The organism is Maribacter sp. MJ134 (assembly GCF_003970695.1).
Classification (GTDB): Bacteria; Bacteroidota; Bacteroidia; order Flavobacteriales; family Flavobacteriaceae; genus Maribacter.
In genome coordinates, this window is the sequence record NZ_CP034570.1 from 3,631,417 (window position 1) to 3,654,427 (window position 23,011).

The window sequence follows — 23,011 nt, forward strand, 5'->3', positions numbered from 1 at the left end:
CGACCAATCATGTTAAAAAACTATCTAAAAATTGCCTGGAGAAATCTTCTTAGAAATCGAGGGTTTTCGGCATTGAATATTGCAGGACTCTCTATAGGTCTTGCTGCTACCGCATTAATTGTATTATGGATAGATTATGAGTTAAGTTTTGATAAATTTCACGAACGTGGTGACCGTATTTATCAAGTCTATAACAAATACCCCGTTGATGGTGAAATATGGACCTGGAATTCTACGCCAAAAATTATGGGACCTACCATTAAAAAAGACTTTCCTGAGGTAGAGCGCGTTTCCAGATATAATTATGATGATACTTATTTGTTTTCGGTCGGAGATAAGCGTTTAAAGGCAACAGGTACAATTGTAGATAAGGACTTTTTGTATATGTTTAGTTTCCCATTGGTAAATGGAACCAATGAGACGGTATTTGAAGATGTAAATGTTGTTGTGGTAACGGAAACTTTTGCCAAAGAACTTTTTGGGGATAAAGACCCAATGGGCCAGGTCGTTAAAATTGATAATGACAATGTATTTAAGGTTACAGGGGTATTGAAAGACTTACCCGAGAACAGTGAATTCCATTTTAAGTTTTTGATTCCTTGGTCCTATTTGAAACAGATTGGCCATGATGACAAGCACTGGGGTAATAACTCTATTGCTACCTATATTATGCTTAAGGAAAATGCGAACTTTGCCTCTTTTTCTCAGAAAATTAGTAACCTGCGAAAAATTCATGACAAGGATGCCGCAGATATGGTAACCTACCCATATCCTTTCTTTAGGAACTATCTCTACGGCGAATTCGAGAATGGAGAAGAAAAGGGCGGTAGGATAGGAGTCATCAGGGTATTTAGTATAATCGCTATCATCATTCTTCTGATTGCCTGTATAAATTTTATGAATTTAAGTACGGCACGAAGCGAAAAACGTGCTAAGGAAGTAGGCATACGCAAGGTTATAGGTGCCCAAAGAGGAGGGCTTATAAGTCAGTTCATCGGTGAGTCCGTATTACTTTCCACGGTAAGTGCACTATTGGCATTTGTGCTTTTATTACTAGTGTTGCCTAAATTTAACGAGTTACTGCATATAGAGGCGCGTATAGATTATGCAGACCCTTTGTTCTGGGGCTCGGCTCTTGCCATTATTCTCTTTACGGGTATCTTGGCGGGTAGTTATCCTGCTTTATATTTATCCGCCTTTAAACCTATTTCGGTTTTAAAAGGAACTTTTCAAAAGTTGAATTCTAAATTTAGTGCTAGAAAAGTATTGGTCGTAGTACAATTTGCTGCAGCCATTGTCTTTATTACCGCTACGCTGATTGTTAAGCAACAACTGAACAAAGTTCAGAATAGACAAATGGGATATAGCAAGGATAATCTTATCTATACCTATATGGAGGGTGATGTAAAACAAAAATATCAGGGGATTAAGAATGAATTACTTGCTTCAGGTGCCGTTACCTCGGTTACACGCACCGTTTCGCCGGTTACCGAAAACTGGAGCAATTCTTGGGATATGGAGTGGCAGGGCAAGGATTTAGAGGATAAAACATTAATTCTACGGTTTACGGCCGGTGAGGCTATTGCGAAGACCTTAGGATTGGAAGTGCTTGCGGGGAGAGATTTGAACCATACCCTTTACCCATCCGATAGCACGGCGATGATAATTAATGAGACCGCTGCCATACATATGGGTTTTGAGGACCCCATAGGTCACATAGTGAAGGATATGGGAATGGATTGGCGCATCATAGGCGTAGTTAAGGATTTTGTGTTTACCTCTCCGTTTCAAGACATAGAACCTGTAATTATTCATGGTAACGGAGAATGGACCAACTTTATCCATTTAAAACTAAACGCACGGCATAATACTAGTCAAAATCTTGGGAAAATAGAAAACATATTTAAAAAGTTTAATCCGGAATATCCTTTCAATTATGAATTTGTAGATCAGCAATATGCATACAAGTTCGCGGATGAGAAAAGGACCCAAACCCTAGCAAATCTATCTGCACTGTTGACCATATTTATATCATGTTTAGGTTTGTTTGGTCTGGCTAGCTATATGGCTGAGAACCGAATTAAGGAAATAGGTGTTCGTAAGGTATTGGGAGCATCGGTTCAGAGCATAACAACGCTTCTTTCGATAGACTTTCTAAAACTGGTCTTAATTTCTATTGTATTGGGCGTACCTGTTTCTTGGTATCTAATGAGTAAATGGCTACAGGAATTTGCCTTTAGGATACACATTTCTTGGTGGACTTTTGCCCTGGCGGGAGTTTTAGCCTTGGCCATAGCTTTCGTAACAGTAAGTTATCAAGCAGTAAAGGCGGCCGTTGTAAATCCCGTAGACTCTTTGAGAGACGAATAGTGTAACCTTCAATAAACATCAATCAAAAAATCGAATAAAACATGTTCAAGAACTATTTGAAAATTACCTGGAGAAATTTAGTAAAGGATAAGACCTTTACCCTTATCAACGTACTTGGGCTTTCCGTGGCTTTTGGAGTCGCTATTCTCTTATCGATGGCAGCGTTTTTTGATTTAGGGTACAATAACTTCCACGAGAACGGTGACGATATCTATCAGGTTTATACCGTTGTACAAGCGCCAAAAGGACCAGAAGCAACAACAAGTCAGCCAGCACCTTTAGCGAGTGCTTTAAAAGAAGAGGTTCCTGGAGTGGCGAATATCACCCGTTTTCTTGAACAGGAGGCCTTGACACTTTACAAGGAAAAGGAGATTAATTTTGATGCTGCGTGGTTAGACAGTGCATTTTTTGATATGTTCACATTTCCGGTGCTAAAGGGGAATAAAGATAATCCGCTTCAAGAAAAGAATTCGGTCGTAGTTACTGAAAATACAGCCAATGCCCTATTTGGAGCGGAAGAAGCCGTTGGAAAAACCGTTGCTATTTTAATTGATGGTGTTGAGGAACCCTTCACGGTATCAGCGGTAATCGGTAATCACGAAAATCAGAATACATTGGAATTTGATATTGCCATACCCTTTGAAAATCACGAAGGCTATGCTAATAGCATAGAAACTTGGAACGCTCAATACCACGCTGTTTATATGCAACTACAGCCTGAAATCTCCGTACAGCAGTTTGAGAATAATACGCTTCCTCTTACCCAACTACATTACAGTAGCAATTCTGAGCGACTAAAGCGGGATGGTGCGGTACCTAACGAGGCAGGTCAGTTTTTTCAAATTAGATTACTTCCTTTAAAGGATATTAGATTTACAAGTTTTGGAAAAGGGTTTGCAGAAGTAAGTCGCGCTGTTCCCTTTTTAATTCTTGGCGTGGCATTTCTAATATTGTTCATTGCTAGCGTAAACTTTATCAATATGAGTATTGCCAAAAGTGCACAACGTCTCCGAGAAATTGGGATGCGAAAAACGCTAGGGGCCCAAAAGATGCAGTTGTTCTTTCAATTTTGGAGTGAAAGTCTCCTCGTGTTTTTAATATCCGTGGCCATAGGTGCCGCACTTAGCTTTTTATTGATAGATGAATTCAGGACCATCTTCAGGACGGCTATTTCATTTGAAATGCTGATGTCACCTACGATTATTATCGGTTTTTTTCTGGTAGTTTTTGTTATTACACTAGTAGTAGGAGGGTATCCGGCTTTATTGTTAAGTCGTTTGGGTACCATTCAATCTTTGAAAGGAAAATTGGAAACTTCTGGTAGTAACCGTGTTCGTAATGTACTTATGGTAGTACAGTTCGGTATTGCTATTTTACTCATTAGCGGGACTTTGGTATTGTGGAGCCAAGTAGACTATATGCGGAATAAGGATTTAGGATTTGATAAGGAACAGGTGCTTTCCTTTCCCATAGATGGCAAAAAGAATCCTTATGATGCAGTTCAATTATTAAGAGAAGAACTCGCCGGAAACCCTAATGTTCTTGGGGTTTCTGCTTCTGACAATAATTTGGGAAGAGGAAAAGATGGTAGTCAATCTACCAGTGTATGGGGCTTTGATTATAAGGGAAAAGGAGTGCGTACCCATGCGTTAACCGTGGATTATGATTATTTTGAAACTTTAGGGCTAGAGTTGATTGCAGGACGTTCTTTTGATAAGAATTATCCCGGGGATACCCAAGCCGTTATCATCAATGAGCGTATGGCAAAAGAAATTGGGGAAACAGACCCTTTAACCGCCTCATTGCCCATGAGTGAAAGTCTTAGGTCTCCCATAATCGGGGTCGTAAAGGATTATAATTTTCAGGATATCTCAAAGGCTATAGCGCCCTTGACATTCTTTCTGGATAGGGAATCCGGTCTGTCCTACGCTTTTGTTAAGGTAGCCCCGGTGAACATGGCCAAAACCTTTGATGCTGTAGAGGCGGCTTGGAAGAAAATTGAGCCGAACGCAGCATTTCTAGGTTCGTTTTTAGACGAGAATATTGACAATACTTTTGTTAGGGAAAAAAAGATGGCGACCATGATTACCAGTGGCTCTATTCTGGCAATTGCTCTAAGTTGTATTGGTCTATTTGCCATGTCCTTGCTCATCGTGGCACAACGAACTAAGGAGATTGGTGTGCGAAAGGTATTAGGGGCTAGCGTTTCCTCTATAACCGTATTGCTGACTAAAGACTTTTTACAGTTAGTTTTAATTTCATTCGTGATTGCAACACCCATTGCTTGGTGGTTTTTACGAGGATGGTTGGAAAATTATGAGAACAAAATAGAATTGAATGTCTGGTTTTTTGCAATAGCAGGAATATTGGCAATGGCCATAGCTTTTTTTACCGTAGGAAGTAGAACAATTACTGCTGCTATGCAAAACCCGGTACGAAGTTTAAGAGATGAATAAGAAACAATTAAAATAAAATCATGCTACTACAATTAAACAATATTTTTAAGTGGGTCAATTCAGGAGGCCAACGTATTTTTTTGTTAAAAGACATTAATCTAGAGGTTAAAGAAGGAGAGTTTATTTCGGTTATGGGGCCTTCGGGTTCCGGCAAATCTACCTTGCTAAACGTGATAGGTATGCTAGATGGTTTTGATGAGGGAGAATATCATTTTTTGGAGGAGTCCGTACATACCTTAAAAGAAAAACATAGGGCAAACCTGTACAAAGAATATATTGGTTTTGTATTTCAATCGTACCATTTGCTAGATGAATTAACGGTACAGGAAAATTTAGAAATGCCCTTATTATACAAAAAGTATAAAGGCGCAGAACGAAAGGCTATGGTGGCAGATATGTTAGACCGTTTTAATATTGTTGGTAAAAAAGACCTTTTTCCGGCCCAGTTGAGTGGAGGACAACAGCAATTGGTCGGTGTGGCAAGAGCTTTAATTGCCAATCCTAAATTGATCCTGGCGGATGAACCAACCGGTAACCTGAATTCCCAACAAAGTGAGGAAATCATGTCATTATTTAAAAAGTTGAACGAGGAAGATGGAGTTACGATTATACAAGTAACCCACTCCGAAAAGAATGCCGCCTATGGAACTCGTATTATAGATTTATTAGACGGACGGAAGGTTTAGATGCAGATGCGGTGATTTGTCCTAAATTTCTAAAAATTAGGATAAATCATCATATTTTTTAATTTTCTTACCATCAACCATCAACCATCAACCATCAACCATCAACCATCAACCATCAACCATCAACCATCAACCATCAACCATCAACCATCAACCATCAACCATCAACCATCAACCATCAACCATCAACCATCAACCATCAACCATCAACCATCAACCATCAACCATCAACCATCAACCATCAACCCTTGTCCTGAGCGTAGTCGGGAATCGACCATCAACATAGCCTATTGTAACATACTACATTTCAATCCTACAGCTTCTTATTCTCGCCGTTAACGACTATCTTTGTTGTTTAGAATGAGTATACATAATGAAGTTAGATAAAAAGGATATTTTAAAGGCATTAGAGCAAATTACCGTTCCTGGTGAAGGTCAGAATATGGTAGAGAGTGGCGCCATAAAGAACATACAGATTTTTGGTGATGAGGTGGAGATTGATATAACCATTGCTAATCCAAGTTTACAGGCCAGAAAAAAGACCGAAGTAGAGATACTCAAAATAATACACAAAGAGGTCTATGAAAAGGCGAAGATTAAAATAAATATTAAAGTAGACGCTCCGGCGAAACCAAAGACCAATGAGATAAAGGGAAAACCCTTGCCGGGTATTCAAAATATTATTGCCGTAGCCTCTGGTAAAGGAGGTGTAGGGAAATCTACGGTTACCGCCAATTTAGCCGTAACACTGGCAAAAATGGGTTTTAAGGTAGGTTTATTGGATGCGGATATCTATGGTCCTTCTATGCCCATCATGTTTGATGTTGCCCAGGAAAAGCCCCTTGCGGTAACCATAAACGGCAAATCGAAGATGAAACCAGTAGAAAGTTATGGCGTAAAATTACTTTCTATAGGATTTTTCACACAGCGAGACCAGGCGGTGATATGGAGAGGCCCCATGGCGTCCAAAGCATTAAATCAAATGATTTTTGATGCGCATTGGGGAGAGATAGATTTTATGTTGTTGGACTTACCACCAGGTACCGGAGATATTCATTTGAGTATTATGCAGGCAATGCCCGTAACAGGTGCGGTAGTCGTAAGTACACCACAAGAAGTAGCACTGGCAGATGCACGTAAGGGTGTAGCCATGTTTCAACAGGATTCCATTAATGTACCTGTCTTAGGGATAGTAGAGAATATGGCCTATTTTACTCCTGCAGAACTTCCTGATAATAAATATTATATATTTGGTAAGGAAGGCGCTAAACATCTGTCAGAAGATTTAAAGGTTCCTTTTTTGGGCGAAATTCCTTTGGTACAGAGTATCCGGGAAGCTGGTGACGTAGGTCGCCCAGCAGCTTTACAGACAGCAACAGCTATTGAAAGTGCCTTTGAGGAGATTACCAAGAACGTAGTACAGGAAGTAGTAAGAAGAAATAAGGATATACCGCCGACTGAGGCGATTAAAATAACAACAATGGCGGGTTGTGCCGCTGTTAAAAAGAAGTAGCTATGGCAACAATGACCGCAGATGAACTAAGAAGTAATGTGGAAAGAGCGTTGGAAGAAATCCGCCCTTTCTTACAGAGCGATGGTGGCGATATTTCTTTAATTTCCATTGATAACGACAATTCTGTAAAAGTGAAATTAGAAGGTGCTTGTGTTGGTTGCTCAGTAAATCAAATGACGCTAAAGAGTGGCGTAGAAATGACCATCAAGAAATATGCGCCCCAAATAGAAGAAGTAATTAATGTAAGCTAGTTTACTGATATAAATCATATATAGTTGACTTACCTATCCGTTAATTTTACGAGCCATTAATTACTTTACCAATGATTAAAACAGACATACTGATAATTGGAGCGGGCCCCACGGGTCTTTTTGCCGTTTTTGAAGCAGGTTTATTACAATTAAAATGTCATCTTATCGATGCCTTGCCACAAGCGGGCGGTCAATGTTCTGAAATATATCCTAAAAAACCTATCTACGATATTCCTGGTTTTCCAGAGGTGCTGGCAGGAGATTTGGTAGATAATCTTATGGAACAAATAAAACCTTTTCAACCAGGTTTTACTTTAGGAGAACGTGCACAAACGATTGAAAAGTTAGCGGACGGAACATTTATCGTTACCACCAACAAGGGTACAAAGCATCATGCGCCAATAGTGGCCATTGCCGGGGGACTAGGTAGTTTTGAACCTAGGAAGCCACTTTTAGAAAATTTGACAAAGTACGAGGATAACGGTATCGCTTACATCATTAAGGATCCGGAAGTCTATAGGGATAAAAAAGTGGTCATTGCCGGTGGTGGAGATTCTGCCCTGGATTGGAGCATCTTCTTGGCCGATGTGGCCAAAAAAGTAACATTGGTTCACCGTCGCAGTGAATTCAGGGGCGCTTTGGATTCCGTCGAAAAAGTACAGCATCTTAAGAATGAGGGTAAAATAGACCTGATTACACCTGCGGAGATTGTTGGCTTATATGGAGAAAGTAAACTGCAATCTGTCAGTATTAAAAAAAGTGATTCAGAAGACCTAATTACTCTAGAAGTAGATAATTTTATTCCCTTGTTTGGACTGTCACCAAAATTAGGACCAATAGGGGACTGGGGTCTAGAGATTGAAAAAAATGCCATAAAGGTGGATAATACTTTGGATTACCAAACCAATATTCCCGGTGTTTATGCCATAGGGGACGTAAATACATATCCAGGCAAATTAAAATTGATACTTTGTGGTTTTCATGAAGCAACGTTAATGTGCCAGAGTGCCTATCAACGAATTTATCCAGATAAAAAGTACGTAATGAAATATACTACGGTCGGAGGTGTTACTGGATTCGATGGTAGTAAAAAAGAAGCTCCAAAAGCGGTAGTAAAAGCGATAGATTAGTAATGACAGATATAAAGATCAAGATTACGGATAGAGAAGGCGTTCTTCACGAAATTGATGCCCCGACCGATATGAACATGAACCTTATGGAAGTAGTGCGTTCGTATGAACTTGCTCCAGAAGGTACCATAGGCATATGTGGTGGTATGGCCATGTGCGCTTCCTGTCAGTGTTACATAGAATCTAATCATGAGCTTCCAGAGAAGTCCGATGATGAAGAGGCCATGCTTGCTGAGGCTTTTAACGTAGAGGAAAATTCCCGATTAGGTTGTCAACTTCACATAACTGAAGATATGGCTGGGCTAGAGGTAGTGTTGGCTCCAGAGGAATCTTAGACCTCAACACTATATTTCCTTTGTTAAAACTCATTTGCATTACCTACTTTTATGGCGATGACAGTCAATAAAGAAAGTACTTTACTACCATTACTAAAGACACATTTCGGATACGACAATTTTAAACCGAATCAATTGGCGATTATTCAGGACGTCATGGCCAAAAAAGATGTCTTGGCCATTATGCCCACAGGTGGCGGCAAATCTTTATGCTATCAGTTGACCGCATTGGCACTAGAAGGCACGGCAATAGTGATAAGTCCGTTAATTGCCTTAATGAAAGATCAGGTAGATGTGCTCAAAGCCAATGGTATTTCAGCCGCTTATTATAATAGTTCACAAACCGAGGAAACACAGCAAGCCATATTTAAACAACTGAAGGAAGGGCAATTAAAACTATTCTATATAGCACCGGAAAGTTTAGGATTTGTACACGGCGTTTTGGAAACCATACCCATAAGCATCTTTGCCATAGATGAAGCGCATTGCATCTCTTCTTGGGGGCATGATTTTAGACCTGCCTATACGCAACTTGGTGGCCTAAAGAAGCGATTTTCGAACGTTCCCATCATAGCCCTAACGGCAACGGCGGACAAGACCACACAAGAAGATATAGTGGATCAACTTAATGTTCCGGAAGCAGAACAACACTTGGCCTCATTCAATAGGCCTAACATATTTTTAGAGGTAAAACCCGCTCAAGACCGGATACGTCATATTCTCGAATTTCTGCAGGAGCGGCCCAATGAAAGTGGTATTATTTATTGCCTGAGCAGAAAAAGTACGGAGACTATCGCGGCTAAACTGGTTGCCTCAGGTTTCAAGGTACAGGCCTATCATGCTGGCATGTCCGCTGAGGAGCGTAATGAAGCCCAAGAGGATTTTATAACGGATAAAACACCTATTGTAGTCGCTACCATTGCTTTTGGAATGGGTATTGACAAAAGTAATGTACGTTGGGTGATACACTACAACCTTCCCAAAAATATCGAGGGATATTATCAGGAGATTGGCCGCGGAGGGCGAGACGGACTTCCCGCTCATGCCTTATTATTCTATAGTTTTGGTGATGTTGCGCAACTGCGTCGGTTTATCTTCACTAGTGAAAATGCAACTGTGGAATATGCAAAACTAGAACGAATGCAACAATTTGCAGAAGCCCTAAGTTGTCGTAGAATAGCGTTGCTCAATTATTTTGGTGAACAGGTTACAGAGGGCTGTGGCAATTGTGATATCTGTAAGCAGCCGCCTGCATATTTTGATGCTACGGTATTGGCGCAGAAAATTTGTTCTGCGGTTGCCCGTTTAAGGGAACGAGAGCCCATGGGCGTCGTTATTGATGTGCTAAGGGGAGCTCAAAATGCCCAAGTTCTTGAGAAAGGTTATCAAAACATTAAGACCTACGGGGCCGTTAAGGATATTTCTTGGCAAGACTTGCAGCAATATGTCATACAACTATTAAATAAGGGGGTATTACATATCAATTTTAAAGAAGGAGCTAGATTAGGACTTACTCCGTTAGCTAAAGAAGTGCTTTACAATAAGAAAGAAGTACAATTGGCGACATTGCAAAAAGTAGCTGATAGGCCAAAACGAGAATTAAAGGCGCGTAGTTCCAAAACAGGGCTTTTCGAAAAACTTAGGGTCTTACGTCATGAGATTGCCACAGCGGAAGGAGTTCCTGCCTACGTAATTTTTGGCGATGCCAGTTTAAAGGATATGGAGTTAAAATTACCTAAGAATGAAACGGAGTTTCTGCAAGTTTCTGGGGTAGGGCAGGCTAAGCTGGAAAAATATGCTGCCATTTTTTTAAAAGAAATCGCAGCACATGCGCCGAGTAAGAAATCAAAAGTGGCAACACATCTGAAGTCTTTACAACTATTTAAAGAAGGCTTGTCCATCGCTGAAATTGCCGAGCAAAGGGCTATTTCTGAAAATACGGTCTATGGACATCTGGTAAAAGCAAACATGGAAGGCAAATCAATTGATTTACATCAATTTTTAACAGCGGAAGAATTGGATAGCATAGCCGATGCCAAAGAAGATTTAGAAGGCGTAGAAAGTCTCAAAGCCTTTGTTGAATATTTTGAAGAAAAAATACCCTATTGGAAATTGAAGATAGGATTGTATTTGTTGGATGAATAAGGGTCGCGCACAAAATTATTTTTAACTTTTCACTTGAACTTTAATTACATTGAATATTAGAATGAAAATGTAAAACTTCTAATAAGACTTTACCACGGACAACGAAAAACCAACAACCAAGTTTATATCCTCGCCTGATACGTGAACAGATTATAATACCTACCCTCAGTAGCTATTAATTCATCATGGGTTCCCTGCTCCGCTATTTTTCCATTCTCTATAACCAGAATTTGGTTCGCTTTCCGAATGGTGCTCAAACGGTGGGCAATTACAAAAGTGGTTCTTCCTTCGGTTAGTGCGGCCAAACTTTTTTGTATCAACGCTTCACTCTCTGTATCTAGATTGGAAGTCGCTTCATCAAGAATTAGAATTTTTGGATTTGCCAATACTGCACGGGCAATGGCGATACGCTGGCGTTGTCCACCAGAAAGTTTTACACCGCGTTCGCCGATCAGGGTTTCCAAACCATCATCAAACCGGTCCGTAAACTCATCTACGTATGCTGCTTTTACTGCTGCTTGTAACTCTTCTTCAGAGGCATTGGGTCTGGGGAAAAGGATATTATCTTTTATGGTACCCTCAAATAAGAAATCATCTTGCAATACAACACCTAAAAACTGACGAAAACTGGTCAAATCTACCTTTGCCATATCAATCCCGTCTACTGTAATCTTGCCTGAATCCGGGTTCAAAAAAGTAGCTGCCAAACCGGCAATAGTGGATTTACCTGACCCCGAACTGCCTACCAAAGCTATGACATCCCCTGACTTTACCTTAAAACTAATATTGTGCAGCACATCCTTATCTTCTTCATAAGCAAATGAAACATCTTCAAAAGACATATCACCATGAATATTTGAAAGCTGAACGGTACGCTCTTTTTCGTTTGCTTCGGATACTTCGTTCATCAGTTCTTCTGTCCGGTCAAGACCTGCCAATGCTTCCGTTAACTGACTACCAATATTACTCATCTGTACGATTGGGGCAATCATCAGCGCCAATAAAAAGGTAAATTCAAAATATTGCCCCGTCGTTAATTCTCCTTCCATCATTTTATAGCCACCATATCCCATCATTATTCCTGTTGTGGCCAAGCCTAAAAGAAACGTGGACGAACTTGTCATTACAGCAGTAGCGGTTAAACTCTTTTTTACGTTCCGGTATAATTTGTCAACACCTTTTTCGAATACCTTTGCTTCTTGCGCTTCTGCATTAAATCCTTTGATTACCCGTATTCCGCCAAGAGTTTCGGTTAATCGTCCTTTGACTTCCGCATTTATTTTACCTCGGTCACGAAAAACGGGACGGATAATTTTAAAAGCTTTTAAAGCGATTATGGCAAATAAAACAAGAGGAATAAAAGTAAGCAATGTCATACCCGGACTTATTCTCAATAAAAGTATTAGTGATACGATTGCCGTAATGGTTCCGCCCACTAACTGCACCAATCCAGTTCCAATTAGGTTTCGAACACCTTCAACATCGCTCATAATCCTTGAGACCAAAGCCCCTGATTTTGTATTGTCAAAAAATCGAATGGGTAATGAGAGTACCTGTTTCTGTACCTGTGCCCTAAGCTCGGAAATCATATATTGTGCTTGTATGCTGAGGACCTTGGTCAAAAGAAAAGACATAAGACCTTGTACGAAAAAAGAAAATATAACTATGGCTACTAGTATTTTGAGAAGGTCATAATCTTTATTGGGTACAATGTCGTCCAAAAAATAGCGAAGAGATACTGGCGCTACGAAACTCGCCGCTTTACTAATTACAATTAATACCAGTCCAAGGAAAACTAACTTTCGTCTGGGCCAAATAATGGTTTTGAACGCGGTAAGAATACTAACTTTTTTTTCGGGCATTAATTCAGTTTTAGTAGGAGTCCGTTCGAAGTTTTATGAGATATTGAAAACAGCGTATAAAGGTAGGTATTATTGAAAAAGAATTTGAATTTATAAAGGTGTAATAGTCATAAGAGGGGTATTTGAAAAAATAAATGCAAGTGGGTCCGTTAGTTTAGATGGGTGGCTTACGACCAAACGGAATATGTAACCAACTAGAACAACCATAGACATGAAAAAAACAACAAAAGTACTTGCCCTACTGTTTTCGTTTAGCCTTACCGCGCTTATGGCGCAAGAGGGTCACCACGCACCGGCAAAAAAAAGAACATTCCCTAAAAATCTTTCGGCTCAGGAAACAAGCGTTGCTAAGTTGTACAATGAAGTTATTGCTTCGGTGGTTACTATTTACACCACCTCAAACTCTTTTACGCAAACCGGCCCGGTACAGAACAAGGGACTTGGCTCCGGAGTCCTAATTTCGTCTGATTGTCATATACTTACCGCAGCTCATGTGGTAGATGGGTCTTCTTCCATAAGTATTAAGACACAAGATGGGAAATTGCGCAAAGCAACCTTGCTTTTCAGTGAAAAATCTGCAGATATTGCACTTTTGAAGCTAGATGTGCCGGACAGTTCCCTTTCCCATGCCACTTTTGGCGATTCCGATACCATGGCCGTAGGTCAGAACGTGTATGCCATTGGTAGTCCTTACGGTATGGAAAATTCATTTTCATCGGGTATCGTATCGGCGTTTCGGAACTTCAATACGCTTTATGACGGGACTGTAAATATTGAATTCATTCAAACGGATGCAGCCATTAATTCTGGGAATAGTGGTGGACCCCTTTTCAATTCTAACGGAGAAGTAGTGGGTATCGCATCTAGTATTTTGACCGTTTCAGGTGGTTTTCAAGGTATAGGCATGGCCGTAACAAGTAATACGGTTAAATCCTTGTTGTCCTTTGAAGATAGGCCTTGGATTGGTATTGAAGGGGTTTTTTAAAGTCGGACGAGCTGGCCAAGTTGTTTAATCTGAATCTTACTGGAGGGCTTCTAGTACAAAAAGTTGCCAAGTCCAGCCCAGCTAGTGCTGCGGGCATTCGGGGTGGTTATATACCTGCTAATATTGGCGGTAAGGAAATGCTCTTTGGTGGTGATATCATATTGAAGATAGGACCACAGGAGACCTGCCACGTAGGCTGTTTGGAAGGGGTAAAAAAATTGTTGGTGAACAAAGAGAAAATTGCGGTTAGCTATTTGCGGGAGGGAAAAGAGCATATGGTTACAGTTGATGCTTCCGAGGTACGCAAGAATTTTTTGACTATCAATTAGAATTGCTCTTAGCAAATATGGGAAATAGAGCGTTTTGGCTCTCTTCTTGGCCGGTTCCAGATTAAAACAAATTCCCTAAAGCTCGTTTCTGAACAGTTAACTCAACACAGTGAGAAGTGTACTATCTTTGGAAAAGATTCATTTTCAATCTATTTATTCCATTGATTCCGATGTTTAAAAAAACACTTGCGTCATTTTTACTCTTCTTTTCATTAGCGCTTGGTGCACAACAGCAATACATGGCGTTGCAAGAAATTGTGACCGATAGCGCGGCCATTTTCAATGCAAATGAATTACTGGAATTAAAAAATAGGCTTACCGATTTTGAATCGGGTACAACCAATCAATTAGTCGTGGTCACTATAGAGCGTTTAGGTTTTGAGACCATAGAAACCTATGCGAACGGGCTTTTTAATGAAAATAGACTAGGACAACAGGGGAAGGATAATGGTTTACTTATTTTATTCGCAGAACACGATAGGGAAGTGCGTATAGAAGTGGGTTACGGACTAGAACCCTATATTACAGATGCGGTCGCATCCCGTATCATTAGGAATACGATGATTCCCCATTTCAAGGAAGAGCGGTATTACAAAGGTATTTCTGAGGCAACTGACCAATTAATTTCGTTTTTGCAAGAACCTGAGGCACTGGAAGAGTTTAAAGCTGAAATTGAAAATGACGAAAAAAGAGACAGGCGCATAGGCTACGGATTTTTATTCTTGTTTTTATTGTTATTTGTCGGTTTTGGGGGGTTCTTTTTCTTTAAATCATATAAAAGTTTGGTGGAGGTTCTCAGGGGGATTTTAATTGGCAAATTAGGATTGATTCCCGGATTGTTCATGATTTTAGGAGTGTCTTTATCTGCGCTTTTCGGACTGGTGTTTATGGCGGTTCCTCTAGTGGTTTTTATATCAATATATAAGGAAGAATTTTTACCTAGAGCGTTACTTTTTGAGCACCCGGAAATGTTGTTATTACTGCTGATCCCCTTCTTCGGGATAGCCACGCTCATTGCTTTTTTTAAAATTAAATTTTTTGGGAAAGATGTTTTTGAACTTTCCTTGATTAAGAACGACAAAACCTATTACAGAAAAACCTTTTCATCTTCAGGAACCCATTCTTTTGGCTCTAGCTCGTCAGGCAGCAGTTCTAGTGGTTTCTCTGGAGGCGGTGGTAGTTCTGGCGGAGGTGGTGCTAGTGGAAGTTGGTAATTTCAGACCAATTACCGTATCTTCATTCGCTTAAAAATTAATCCATATGAAATCTATTGTGCTCATCTTTTTATCCGTTCTACTGTTCACGTCCTGTACCTCTGAAACGAAACCTTTGACGGAAAGTGAAAGATGGGAAAAACAAGCCCAGACCATTGAAATTATTAGGGATGATTATGGAGTTCCGCACATTTATGGCAAAACGGATGCCGACGCCGTTTTTGGATTGCTATATGCGCAATGTGAGGATGATTTTAATCGTGTAGAGCAAAATTACATCTGGGCCACAGGTCGCTTGGCGGAGGTAGAAGGTGATGAAGCGTTGTACAGTGATTTACGGGCAAAACTTTTCATGACGGAGGACGAGGCAAAAGCCAATTATGAAAAGAGCCCGGATTGGTTAAAGAAATTATGTGATGCGTTTGCGGACGGGGTTAATTATTACCTGCACACCCACCCAGAAGTGAAACCTAAATTACTAACAAGATTTGAGCCCTGGATGCCCATGTATTTTAGTGAAGGGAGTATTGGTGGCGATATTGAGCGCATAAGAACTAGCGAAATAAAGGCCTTTTATGAGGGGAACATGGAAATACCAGAGTCGGAAATTATGGCCATTGAAAAGGAAGAGGAAATGGCCGAACCACAAGGTTCTAATGGTATAGCTATTTCTGGAGATTTAACCCAATCCGGCAACGCAATGCTCTTGATTAATCCGCATACTTCCTTCTATTTTAGAGGGGAAGTCCACGTGGTTTCAGAGGAAGGATTAAATGCTTATGGCGCGGTAACTTGGGGTCAATTTTTCGTGTACCAAGGCTTTAACGAGAAAACGGGATGGATGCACACATCTACCTATACCGATGTGATGGACGAGTTCAAGGAAAACATTACAAGCTTAGAGGGGAAAATCCTTTATCAATATGGCGAAGAATTACGACCTGTTGAAGTTTCAGAAATCACTTTAAAATATAAGAGTGGTGAAGGGTTAAAAGAAAAGAAATTTCCTGCCTATCGCACGCACCACGGACCCATTACCCATATGGAAGATGGTAAATGGACCGCTTCTGCGATGATGTGGGAGCCCGTAAAGGCCTTAGAGCAGTCTTTTGTGCGTACCAAAAAAGAGGGCTACAAAGGTTTCCGTGAAATGATGGACATACGCACCAATTCCAGTAACAATACCGTCTATGCAGACGCTGAGGGGAACATTGCCTATTTCCATGGTAATTTTATTCCCAAGCGCGATGTGAGTTTTGACTATTCACGGCCTGTGGAGGGTTGGGACCCCAAAACGGATTGGCAAGGTTTACATACGGTAGAGGAGAATATTCTGGTGCTCAACCCTGAAAATGGATGGATACAAAATTGTAATTCTACACCCTATACTTCGGCATTGGAGTTTAGTCCTAAAAAGGAGGACTATCCCTATTATATGTCACGTGACCAAGAAAATTTTAGGGGTATTCATGCCGTAAGTCTTTTAAAGGATACAGAGGGATACACCTTGGATTCGTTAATTGAACTTGCACACGACCCATATTTGCCCGCCTTTAAAGCGCTAATACCCGGGCTCATAAAAGCTTATTATATGCATGATGATAGAAACCCTAAACTACAGGAGGCGATAGCGGAATTGGCCGATTGGGATTTTAAAACCTCAAAGGAATCTGTCGCAATGACCCTGGCGCACTTTTATGGTACTCAGTATTATAAAGAAGGAAGTTATCCTGAAGGGTTAATCCCTATGGAAAGAGTGCAATATTGGGGAAGTTTATCTCCTAACGGCGAAAAGCTTAGAATATTCGAGACGGTTATAGACCACTTAATTACGGATTTTGGAACTTGGAAACTTCCTTGGGGAGAAGTAAATAGATACCAACGTCTAAATGGCGATATACAACAGCAGTTTGATGATGATAAACCTAGCCTTGCCGTTGGTTTTGCTTCTGGTAGATGGGGAGCTCTAGCCGCTTATGGTGCTCGTTACGAAACAGAGGGAGCAAAGAAAATCTACGGCACCCGAGGCAATAGTTTTGTTGCTGCGGTCGAATTTGGAGATAAGGTTAAAGCCAAAACGATTTTAGCGGGAGGGCAAAGTGGAAATCCTAATTCGCCACATTTTGATGATCAAATCCAAAAATATATTAATGTAGACTGGAAGGATGCGTTATATTACAGGGGTGATGTATTAAAAAGGGCAAAAGAAACATATAGGCCAGGAAAGAGATAATAGTCTTATTCTTTCGTGACGATTAAAGTGGCCTTAGAGCCCGAAGATAGCAACCATTTATTGGAATAGATGAGTTGTCCCGTATCATCGTAAACATCTACTTGCGCAGTGTTGGGCGCTGAAGAACCATGGTTCAAAGCTTCGAAATCTAGTTTGTTAAAACCTTTTTGTAAGTCTACATTAACACCTTTAAAGGCTCCGGTAAGCAACATGTTCGGTTCTACGACCATATCGTTGACCCAAATTTTAACCCGGTCTCCATCAACATATTCGTGATCTCTACAAACAACACCTATAAATTTACCATTACTCTTAACGTCACCTAAATATTGATCGGCAAAGTATTCTCCAGAGCCTCCAAGTCGTTCTCCAGGTCCTATACGCGGGTCTATTTTAAGACCGGTTCCTGCTTGCACCAGTTCCTCATCCGGAATCATTTTAACTGGTTTAGGTTTTTTATAATCCAGTTCCGGTTGTTCTTTTATAACCGATGGAATATTTAGTACCGGCCCGGTTTTGGTGGTGCCCTTCGGGTCCGCCTTTTTTATCGCCTCAATTTTCAAGGGTTTCTGGGTAGGAATATCCGATTGCGCATGAACTACGGTAAAAGCACAAAAGCATAAAGCAAAAAAGAGTATATTTTTAATCATCGATTACCTGTAAAAATCAAATAAAGATAACAAATACCCTGCCATAGGGACTTAAGGGCTTGTTAAATTGTTAAATGATCGACAACGGTGTCCATAATCAGTTGATGTCCTGCCGAATTCGGGTGTATAGGGTCTTGGTCATAACATGTCTCTTGATGTCTTAGTAATGGTGTATGAATGTCTATGGCACCTAAGCTATTTGAATGTTGGACACCTTTTATGATTTCACAGAATTTTAGCAATACTTCGCTCTCGTATTTTGGATATGGATTGGTATAACCATAATCCGTTTGCCCTGAGTTAGGGGAGATGGGTGCTGCTTTCAATGCAAGTGGTGGTGGCGTTAAAAGAATGGCTTTGGTTCCCTTTAATTTTATCTTTTCCAAGAAGGAGTAGATGCCTATGGTATAACCATCGAATAATTTGGGTGAAGGAGCTCCGTAAATACCGCAATTAATGCCGTAGCAGAATAAGATGATATCTACATGGGTACTATTAAGTAGCCCGTCCAGTCTTTCAAATAAATAGGGTCTCGGTCCGGAGTGGTTTTTTTCGGTAAGTCCGGTAATTGTTTCGCTGCTTTTTCCCCAATTCAGGAACCTAATGTTTAAGCTTTTGTGGTTCGTATCCACGTAATTTTGAAGTAGTTGAACATATCCATCTTGTGTAGCTGTAATACTATCACCTAAACAGGCGATAGTATAATTCTTTTTAAGAAGTATTTTCTTTGATTCTGTACAGTTGAGAAGTAAAGTACCCAACGCGCCCAAAGAACTTATAGTTACGAATTGTCGTCTGTTCATGTCCAAGTATGCCGTAGGAAATTAATAAAATTACGATTCATAATATTAGAAATATCATCGGAATCATATCCTTTTTTGGTCAATAATACGGGAATGTTCTGTAAATCTGCAATCGTATCTAAATCCATTGGAGCTTGTTCTTTTCCGAATCCGCCATCTAAATCGGTACCAATACCAACGTGCAAAGAGTTTCCCGCTAGTTGACAAATATGATCAATGTTCTGCACCATATGTTCTAGTGTTACACCCATTTTTTCTGGGGTAGATTTTCCACGTTGCCAGTTGGGAACCATCATCCAAGCATCCAAAGCAGTTCCAATGACCGCTTTTCTATCAATTAATTCTAATAGTTGTTCGTCCGAAAATTGACGGTTGTGATTCACGAATTTTCTACAATTATTATGGCTTGCCCAGATTGGGCCTTCGTAGACTTTCATAGTTTCCCAAAAACTCTGGTCGCACAAATGTGTAGCATCGAGAATTAAATTAAGTTTTTCAATTTTTTTTAGAAGTTCCTTACCCTTAACGCCAATTCCACCTATGGAATCCGTTCCAAAGGCATAGGTTCCCGGTCCGTAATGTGCAGGGCCTATCGCACGTAGACCTTGTTCATATGATTTTTCCAAATAATCTAGATTGATAATGGAATCTGCTCCCTCTAGACTTAGGATATATCCAATTGGAGTATTTTTTTTGTTCTTCTGCCAATTTTCTAAATGAGCGTTCAGTTCTCTTTTATTGGTAATTTGCCTAAGCCATCCGTCATCTTCCATGGATTTGTACCATGACAGTTGCCCCTGCGTTTGGGCCCATGCCTGTTGTGGAGAATTCCAACCAGGTAAGGTGTTTTTTGGTTTTACGTAACGGGCAATCTGGGTGGCAACGCAAAGTCCAATATTACCTTTTCGCATGGCATCAAAAGATACGGTGTTTTTTTCGCGATCAGGTTTGTCCGTCATGCCCTGTTCACTTTCTCTTATTTCCGCTACGGACCATCGAAGGTCACGGTTCCATTCCATGGCATTCATGGATAGGTCTAGGTGGGCATCGAAAATGAACATACTTATATTGAAATTTTTTGATTCCTTGCGGCCACTTTCCATTCTTCGGAAACCTTACCATCTCTTACGACCAATAGCGACTCGTACTTTGCAACTGTAGGACAAATATGTTTAGGTATGGCATAGTGGGGTTCTCCGACTTCTAACACTTTTAGGTCGTCATATTCCATAACCAGATGTTCTTCCGATTGGCTAATTTGTTTGCCATGGTCCAAGGTTAAAAATTGCATTCTAGGGAAAGCCATTTCAGGAGCTATGGATTTGTGACCTAAATCAAAACAAAGAATACCTGCTTTTGGTTTGCTTATAATCCTTGTGAACAGAACCGCAGCTGGAAGGAATTCCATTTCGGGAAACAGGTCTCCGTAGCCGCAATCCCAAAGCAGGGTAGTGCCAGGACTTGCCACTACATTAGTTCTTTTACAATGAAAAGGAAAGGAGGGTGATCCGCCGGCAATTACCGTTGGTTTAGGCAATCCTGCAGAAATAAGCTGTGTTTTGAGGGCCAACACTTTTTCAAAAGCAGCATCACAATCTATCTTGCGAGCTACTGGGTCAGGATTTCTTATATGTCCGTCATACACATGCAATCCTTGAATGGATAGGGAAGAATGCTTAGAAATGCTCTTGTATAGATCAAAAGCTTCCGAAGAAGGTATGATTCCCGTTCGGTTCATACCTGTGTTCAAATCGATATATAAGGCTATGGTTACGTTGTTTTTCTCCGCAACGGCTGCCATTGTATTACTGGTGGCCCTATTATCGACTAGAGTAGCGAATTTTAGCTTTGGAAATTTTTTTATCAGCGAAACAAAGCGGTTTAAATTAACACCAACAGGTTGCATGGCCAATACGATATCAGGCGCATTACAGCTGGCCAATAGTTCCGCTTCAGCAATGGTAGCGCATTTAAACTTTTCAATGCCTTGCGCCATTTGGAGCTTAATAATTTCGGCACACTTATGGGTCTTTATATGCGGTCTAAGGTTCTCGGTGCCTCCCGCCATGTTGATCATGGTCTGAATATTCTGTTGTATCCTTTCCGGGTAGACTAGCAAAGCGGGCGAGATAATATGTTTATGACTTTTTAGTTGGTACCACTGCTCTTGATTCATCTGTCTTATTTGTGAAGTTCAAACATGGCCTCTATTTCAACGGCAACCTGATCAGGTAGCATCATACCGACGGCACTTCTTACCCCTACACCATTTTCAGGTCCAAAAACATCCGACATTAATTCACTAAACCCATTTATTACTAGAGGTTGTTTGCTAAAGTCTGGTGTACAATTGACCATGCCAAGGGTTTTAACCAACCTTTTAATCCTATCGACATCACCAAAATGGGTGGTAATCGTAGCGAGCATGGTTAGTGCAACATGATGTGCGGCTTGCTTACCCTCTTCCAAAGTGAGGTTATCACCAACACGCCCCGTATAGAGCGTACCATCGTTAAGCATAGGTCCCTGACCAGAAATATATAGAAAATTATCTACCACTAGAACAGGTTTGTATAGTCCGGCTGGTGGAGGGGCAGGAGGTAAGACCAATCCAAGTTCTTTAAGTTTTTCTGAAGGTTTTTGAGCCATAGTGATTGTTTTATATAAATAAGTTCAAAATTAGTACGCCCACCAATCCCATAATCCCCACGGTAGTTTCCATAACCGTCCATGTTTTTAAGGTGTCTTTTACCGATAGGTTAAAATATTCTTTGTACAGCCAAAAACCACTATCATTTACGTGGGAGAGCATTAAACTTCCAGAACCAATAGCTAGGACCATTAGTTCAGGGCTTACATCGGTACCACTGATCAAGGGAAGTACAATCCCGGCAGCGGTTAGGCCTGCAACTGTTGCAGAACCAACACAAACCCGAATTACGGTGGCTATAAGCCAGGCTAAAATTAGAGGTGATACGGAAGAACCTTTTAGCATTTCACCAATATATTCGCTTACACCACTATCGATCAAAACCTGTTTTAAGGCACCTGCTCCGGCAATGATCAAGAGCACCATGGTAATTCCCGTAATAGCACTTGCTACAGAGTCCATAACCTCTTTCATCTTTTTTCCCCTTGCTAGTCCTAAGGTGTAAATGGCGACCAAAACCGATATGAGCATAGCTATAACCGGATTCCCTAGGAATACGATTATTTTTGAGATTCCATTATCTACTGGGAGCATTAATTCCGCTAAGGCCGCGATTGCGATTAAAATAACGGGAAGTAAGGCTGTAAAAATGCTAACACCAGTACTTGGCATTTCCTCATCTTTAAGTATAATCGGGTTTAAAAACTCCTTGAGTGGTGTGGCTTCAATATTCCTTATAGTCCTGGATAATAGCGGCCCCGCAACAATAATTGCAGGAATGGCAACGATAATTCCATACAGCAAGGTCTTTCCGATATCTGCATTAAATGTTGCTGCAATGGCCGTGGGTGCAGGGTGCGGAGGCAAGTAACCATGGGTAACGGAAAGGGAGGCTAACATGGGTAAGCCTACGTATAACAAGGGCAAGCCTGTTGTTGCCGCAATGGTAAAGACCAATGGAATTAAAATAACGAAACCCACGGAGTAGAACATTGGTATGCCTACAATAAAACCGGTCAAAACAACAGCCCATTGTATGTTTTTTTTGCCGAATTTTTCCACAAGCTTTGTCGTGATTTTTTGGGCGGCACCGCTGTCGGCAACTAATTTGCCTAGCATGGCGCCCAAGCCCAAAATAATGACCAAAAACCCTAAAATACTACCTATGCCTTTTTGTATGGACGCAACAACGGAAACGGGCTCCATACCTTCGGCGATGCCTACGAATAAAGAAACTATAATAAAGGTTATAAAGGGATTCAATTTAAAACGGGTAATCAAAATAAAAAGAAGCACTATCCCGAATATTACAATAAGTAGAGGCATAAAAAGATTTTCATTGGTTGATGGTTAGTGCTTCTAATATACCACAAAAAAAATTGCGCATCTCTATTCTTTT

The 23,011-nt window shown here is 40.6% G+C and carries 19 protein-coding genes; 12 read left to right on the forward strand and 7 right to left on the reverse strand.

What is annotated here, in order from left to right:
* Window positions 1-9: 9 nt before the first annotated feature.
* From EJ994_RS15735 to recQ, 8 genes are all read left to right on the forward strand, one after another.
* A complete protein-coding gene (locus EJ994_RS15735) occupies window positions 10-2,370 on the forward strand; it encodes an ABC transporter permease (protein ID WP_126593355.1) in 2,361 nt (786 codons plus the stop codon).
* A 41-nt stretch (window positions 2,371-2,411) separates the two neighbouring features.
* Complete coding sequence (locus EJ994_RS15740) at window positions 2,412-4,826, forward strand: ABC transporter permease (protein WP_126593356.1); 2,415 nt, start codon at window positions 2,412-2,414, stop codon at window positions 4,824-4,826.
* A gap of 20 nt (window positions 4,827-4,846) precedes the next feature.
* Window positions 4,847-5,512 (forward strand): ABC transporter ATP-binding protein, encoded by a 666-nt coding sequence (locus tag EJ994_RS15745; protein WP_126593357.1) that lies wholly within the window; start codon window positions 4,847-4,849, stop codon window positions 5,510-5,512.
* A 373-nt stretch (window positions 5,513-5,885) separates the two neighbouring features.
* Complete coding sequence (locus EJ994_RS15755) at window positions 5,886-7,025, forward strand: Mrp/NBP35 family ATP-binding protein (protein WP_126593358.1); 1,140 nt, start codon at window positions 5,886-5,888, stop codon at window positions 7,023-7,025.
* An 11-nt stretch (window positions 7,026-7,036) separates the two neighbouring features.
* Complete coding sequence (locus tag EJ994_RS15760; protein WP_099572464.1) at window positions 7,037-7,276, forward strand: NifU family protein; 240 nt, start codon at window positions 7,037-7,039, stop codon at window positions 7,274-7,276.
* 71 nt (window positions 7,277-7,347) lie between these two features.
* Window positions 7,348-8,406, forward strand: coding sequence for an NAD(P)/FAD-dependent oxidoreductase (locus tag EJ994_RS15765; RefSeq protein WP_126593359.1), 1,059 nt, complete (start codon window positions 7,348-7,350; stop codon window positions 8,404-8,406).
* 2 nt (window positions 8,407-8,408) lie between these two features.
* Entirely contained in the window at window positions 8,409-8,741 is a 333-nt protein-coding gene (locus EJ994_RS15770; RefSeq protein ID WP_126593360.1) for a 2Fe-2S iron-sulfur cluster-binding protein, read from the forward strand.
* A gap of 51 nt (window positions 8,742-8,792) precedes the next feature.
* Window positions 8,793-10,886 carry a DNA helicase RecQ gene (gene recQ / locus EJ994_RS15775; RefSeq protein ID WP_126593361.1) on the forward strand — a complete coding sequence of 698 codons (2,094 nt, stop codon included), beginning with the start codon at window positions 8,793-8,795 and terminating at the stop codon, window positions 10,884-10,886.
* Window positions 10,887-11,008: 122 nt separating this feature from the next.
* Here the strand turns inward: recQ and EJ994_RS15780 are convergent, their stop codons facing one another.
* Window positions 11,009-12,748, reverse strand: a complete 1,740-nt coding sequence (locus tag EJ994_RS15780) for an ABC transporter ATP-binding protein (protein WP_126593362.1) — start codon at window positions 12,746-12,748, stop codon at window positions 11,009-11,011.
* Window positions 12,749-12,959: 211 nt separating this feature from the next.
* On the opposite strand from EJ994_RS15780, the gene EJ994_RS15785 reads away from it, so the two are divergent.
* The 4 genes from EJ994_RS15785 to EJ994_RS15800 all read left to right on the forward strand — a co-directional run bounded on the left by EJ994_RS15785 (window position 12,960) and on the right by EJ994_RS15800 (window position 17,509).
* On the forward strand, window positions 12,960-13,733 hold the full coding sequence (locus EJ994_RS15785; RefSeq protein WP_126593363.1) for a S1C family serine protease: 774 nt from the start codon (window positions 12,960-12,962) through the stop codon (window positions 13,731-13,733).
* Window positions 13,734-13,753: 20 nt separating this feature from the next.
* Window positions 13,754-14,062, forward strand: a complete 309-nt coding sequence (locus tag EJ994_RS15790) for a PDZ domain-containing protein (RefSeq protein WP_164721488.1) — start codon at window positions 13,754-13,756, stop codon at window positions 14,060-14,062.
* Window positions 14,063-14,232: 170 nt separating this feature from the next.
* Complete coding sequence (locus EJ994_RS15795; protein WP_126593365.1) at window positions 14,233-15,276, forward strand: TPM domain-containing protein; 1,044 nt, start codon at window positions 14,233-14,235, stop codon at window positions 15,274-15,276.
* A 46-nt stretch (window positions 15,277-15,322) separates the two neighbouring features.
* Complete coding sequence (locus EJ994_RS15800; RefSeq protein ID WP_126593366.1) at window positions 15,323-17,509, forward strand: acylase; 2,187 nt, start codon at window positions 15,323-15,325, stop codon at window positions 17,507-17,509.
* Window positions 17,510-17,514: 5 nt separating this feature from the next.
* On the opposite strand, the gene EJ994_RS15805 is transcribed toward EJ994_RS15800, so the two are convergent.
* From EJ994_RS15805 to EJ994_RS15830, 6 genes are all read right to left on the reverse strand, one after another.
* The gene (locus tag EJ994_RS15805) at window positions 17,515-18,159 is read right to left on the reverse strand and encodes a hypothetical protein (RefSeq protein WP_126593367.1); all 645 of its coding nucleotides are present in this window, start codon (window positions 18,157-18,159) and stop codon (window positions 17,515-17,517) included.
* A 62-nt stretch (window positions 18,160-18,221) separates the two neighbouring features.
* Window positions 18,222-18,962 (reverse strand): SGNH/GDSL hydrolase family protein, encoded by a 741-nt coding sequence (locus tag EJ994_RS15810; protein ID WP_126593368.1) that lies wholly within the window; start codon window positions 18,960-18,962, stop codon window positions 18,222-18,224.
* Window positions 18,959-20,023: a dipeptidase gene (locus EJ994_RS15815; RefSeq protein ID WP_126593369.1), complete on the reverse strand. Its 1,065-nt coding sequence runs from the start codon at window positions 20,021-20,023 to the stop codon at window positions 18,959-18,961. Before EJ994_RS15815 ends, EJ994_RS15810 begins: the two co-directional genes overlap by 4 nt.
* Window positions 20,024-20,025: 2 nt before the next feature.
* On the reverse strand, window positions 20,026-21,138 hold the full coding sequence (locus tag EJ994_RS15820) for a D-TA family PLP-dependent enzyme (protein WP_126593370.1): 1,113 nt from the start codon (window positions 21,136-21,138) through the stop codon (window positions 20,026-20,028).
* 5 nt (window positions 21,139-21,143) lie between these two features.
* On the reverse strand, window positions 21,144-21,611 hold the full coding sequence (locus tag EJ994_RS15825; protein ID WP_099572325.1) for a RidA family protein: 468 nt from the start codon (window positions 21,609-21,611) through the stop codon (window positions 21,144-21,146).
* 10 nt (window positions 21,612-21,621) lie between these two features.
* A complete protein-coding gene (locus EJ994_RS15830) occupies window positions 21,622-22,938 on the reverse strand; it encodes a gluconate:H+ symporter (RefSeq protein WP_126593371.1) in 1,317 nt (438 codons plus the stop codon).
* Window positions 22,939-23,011 lie beyond the last annotated feature (73 nt).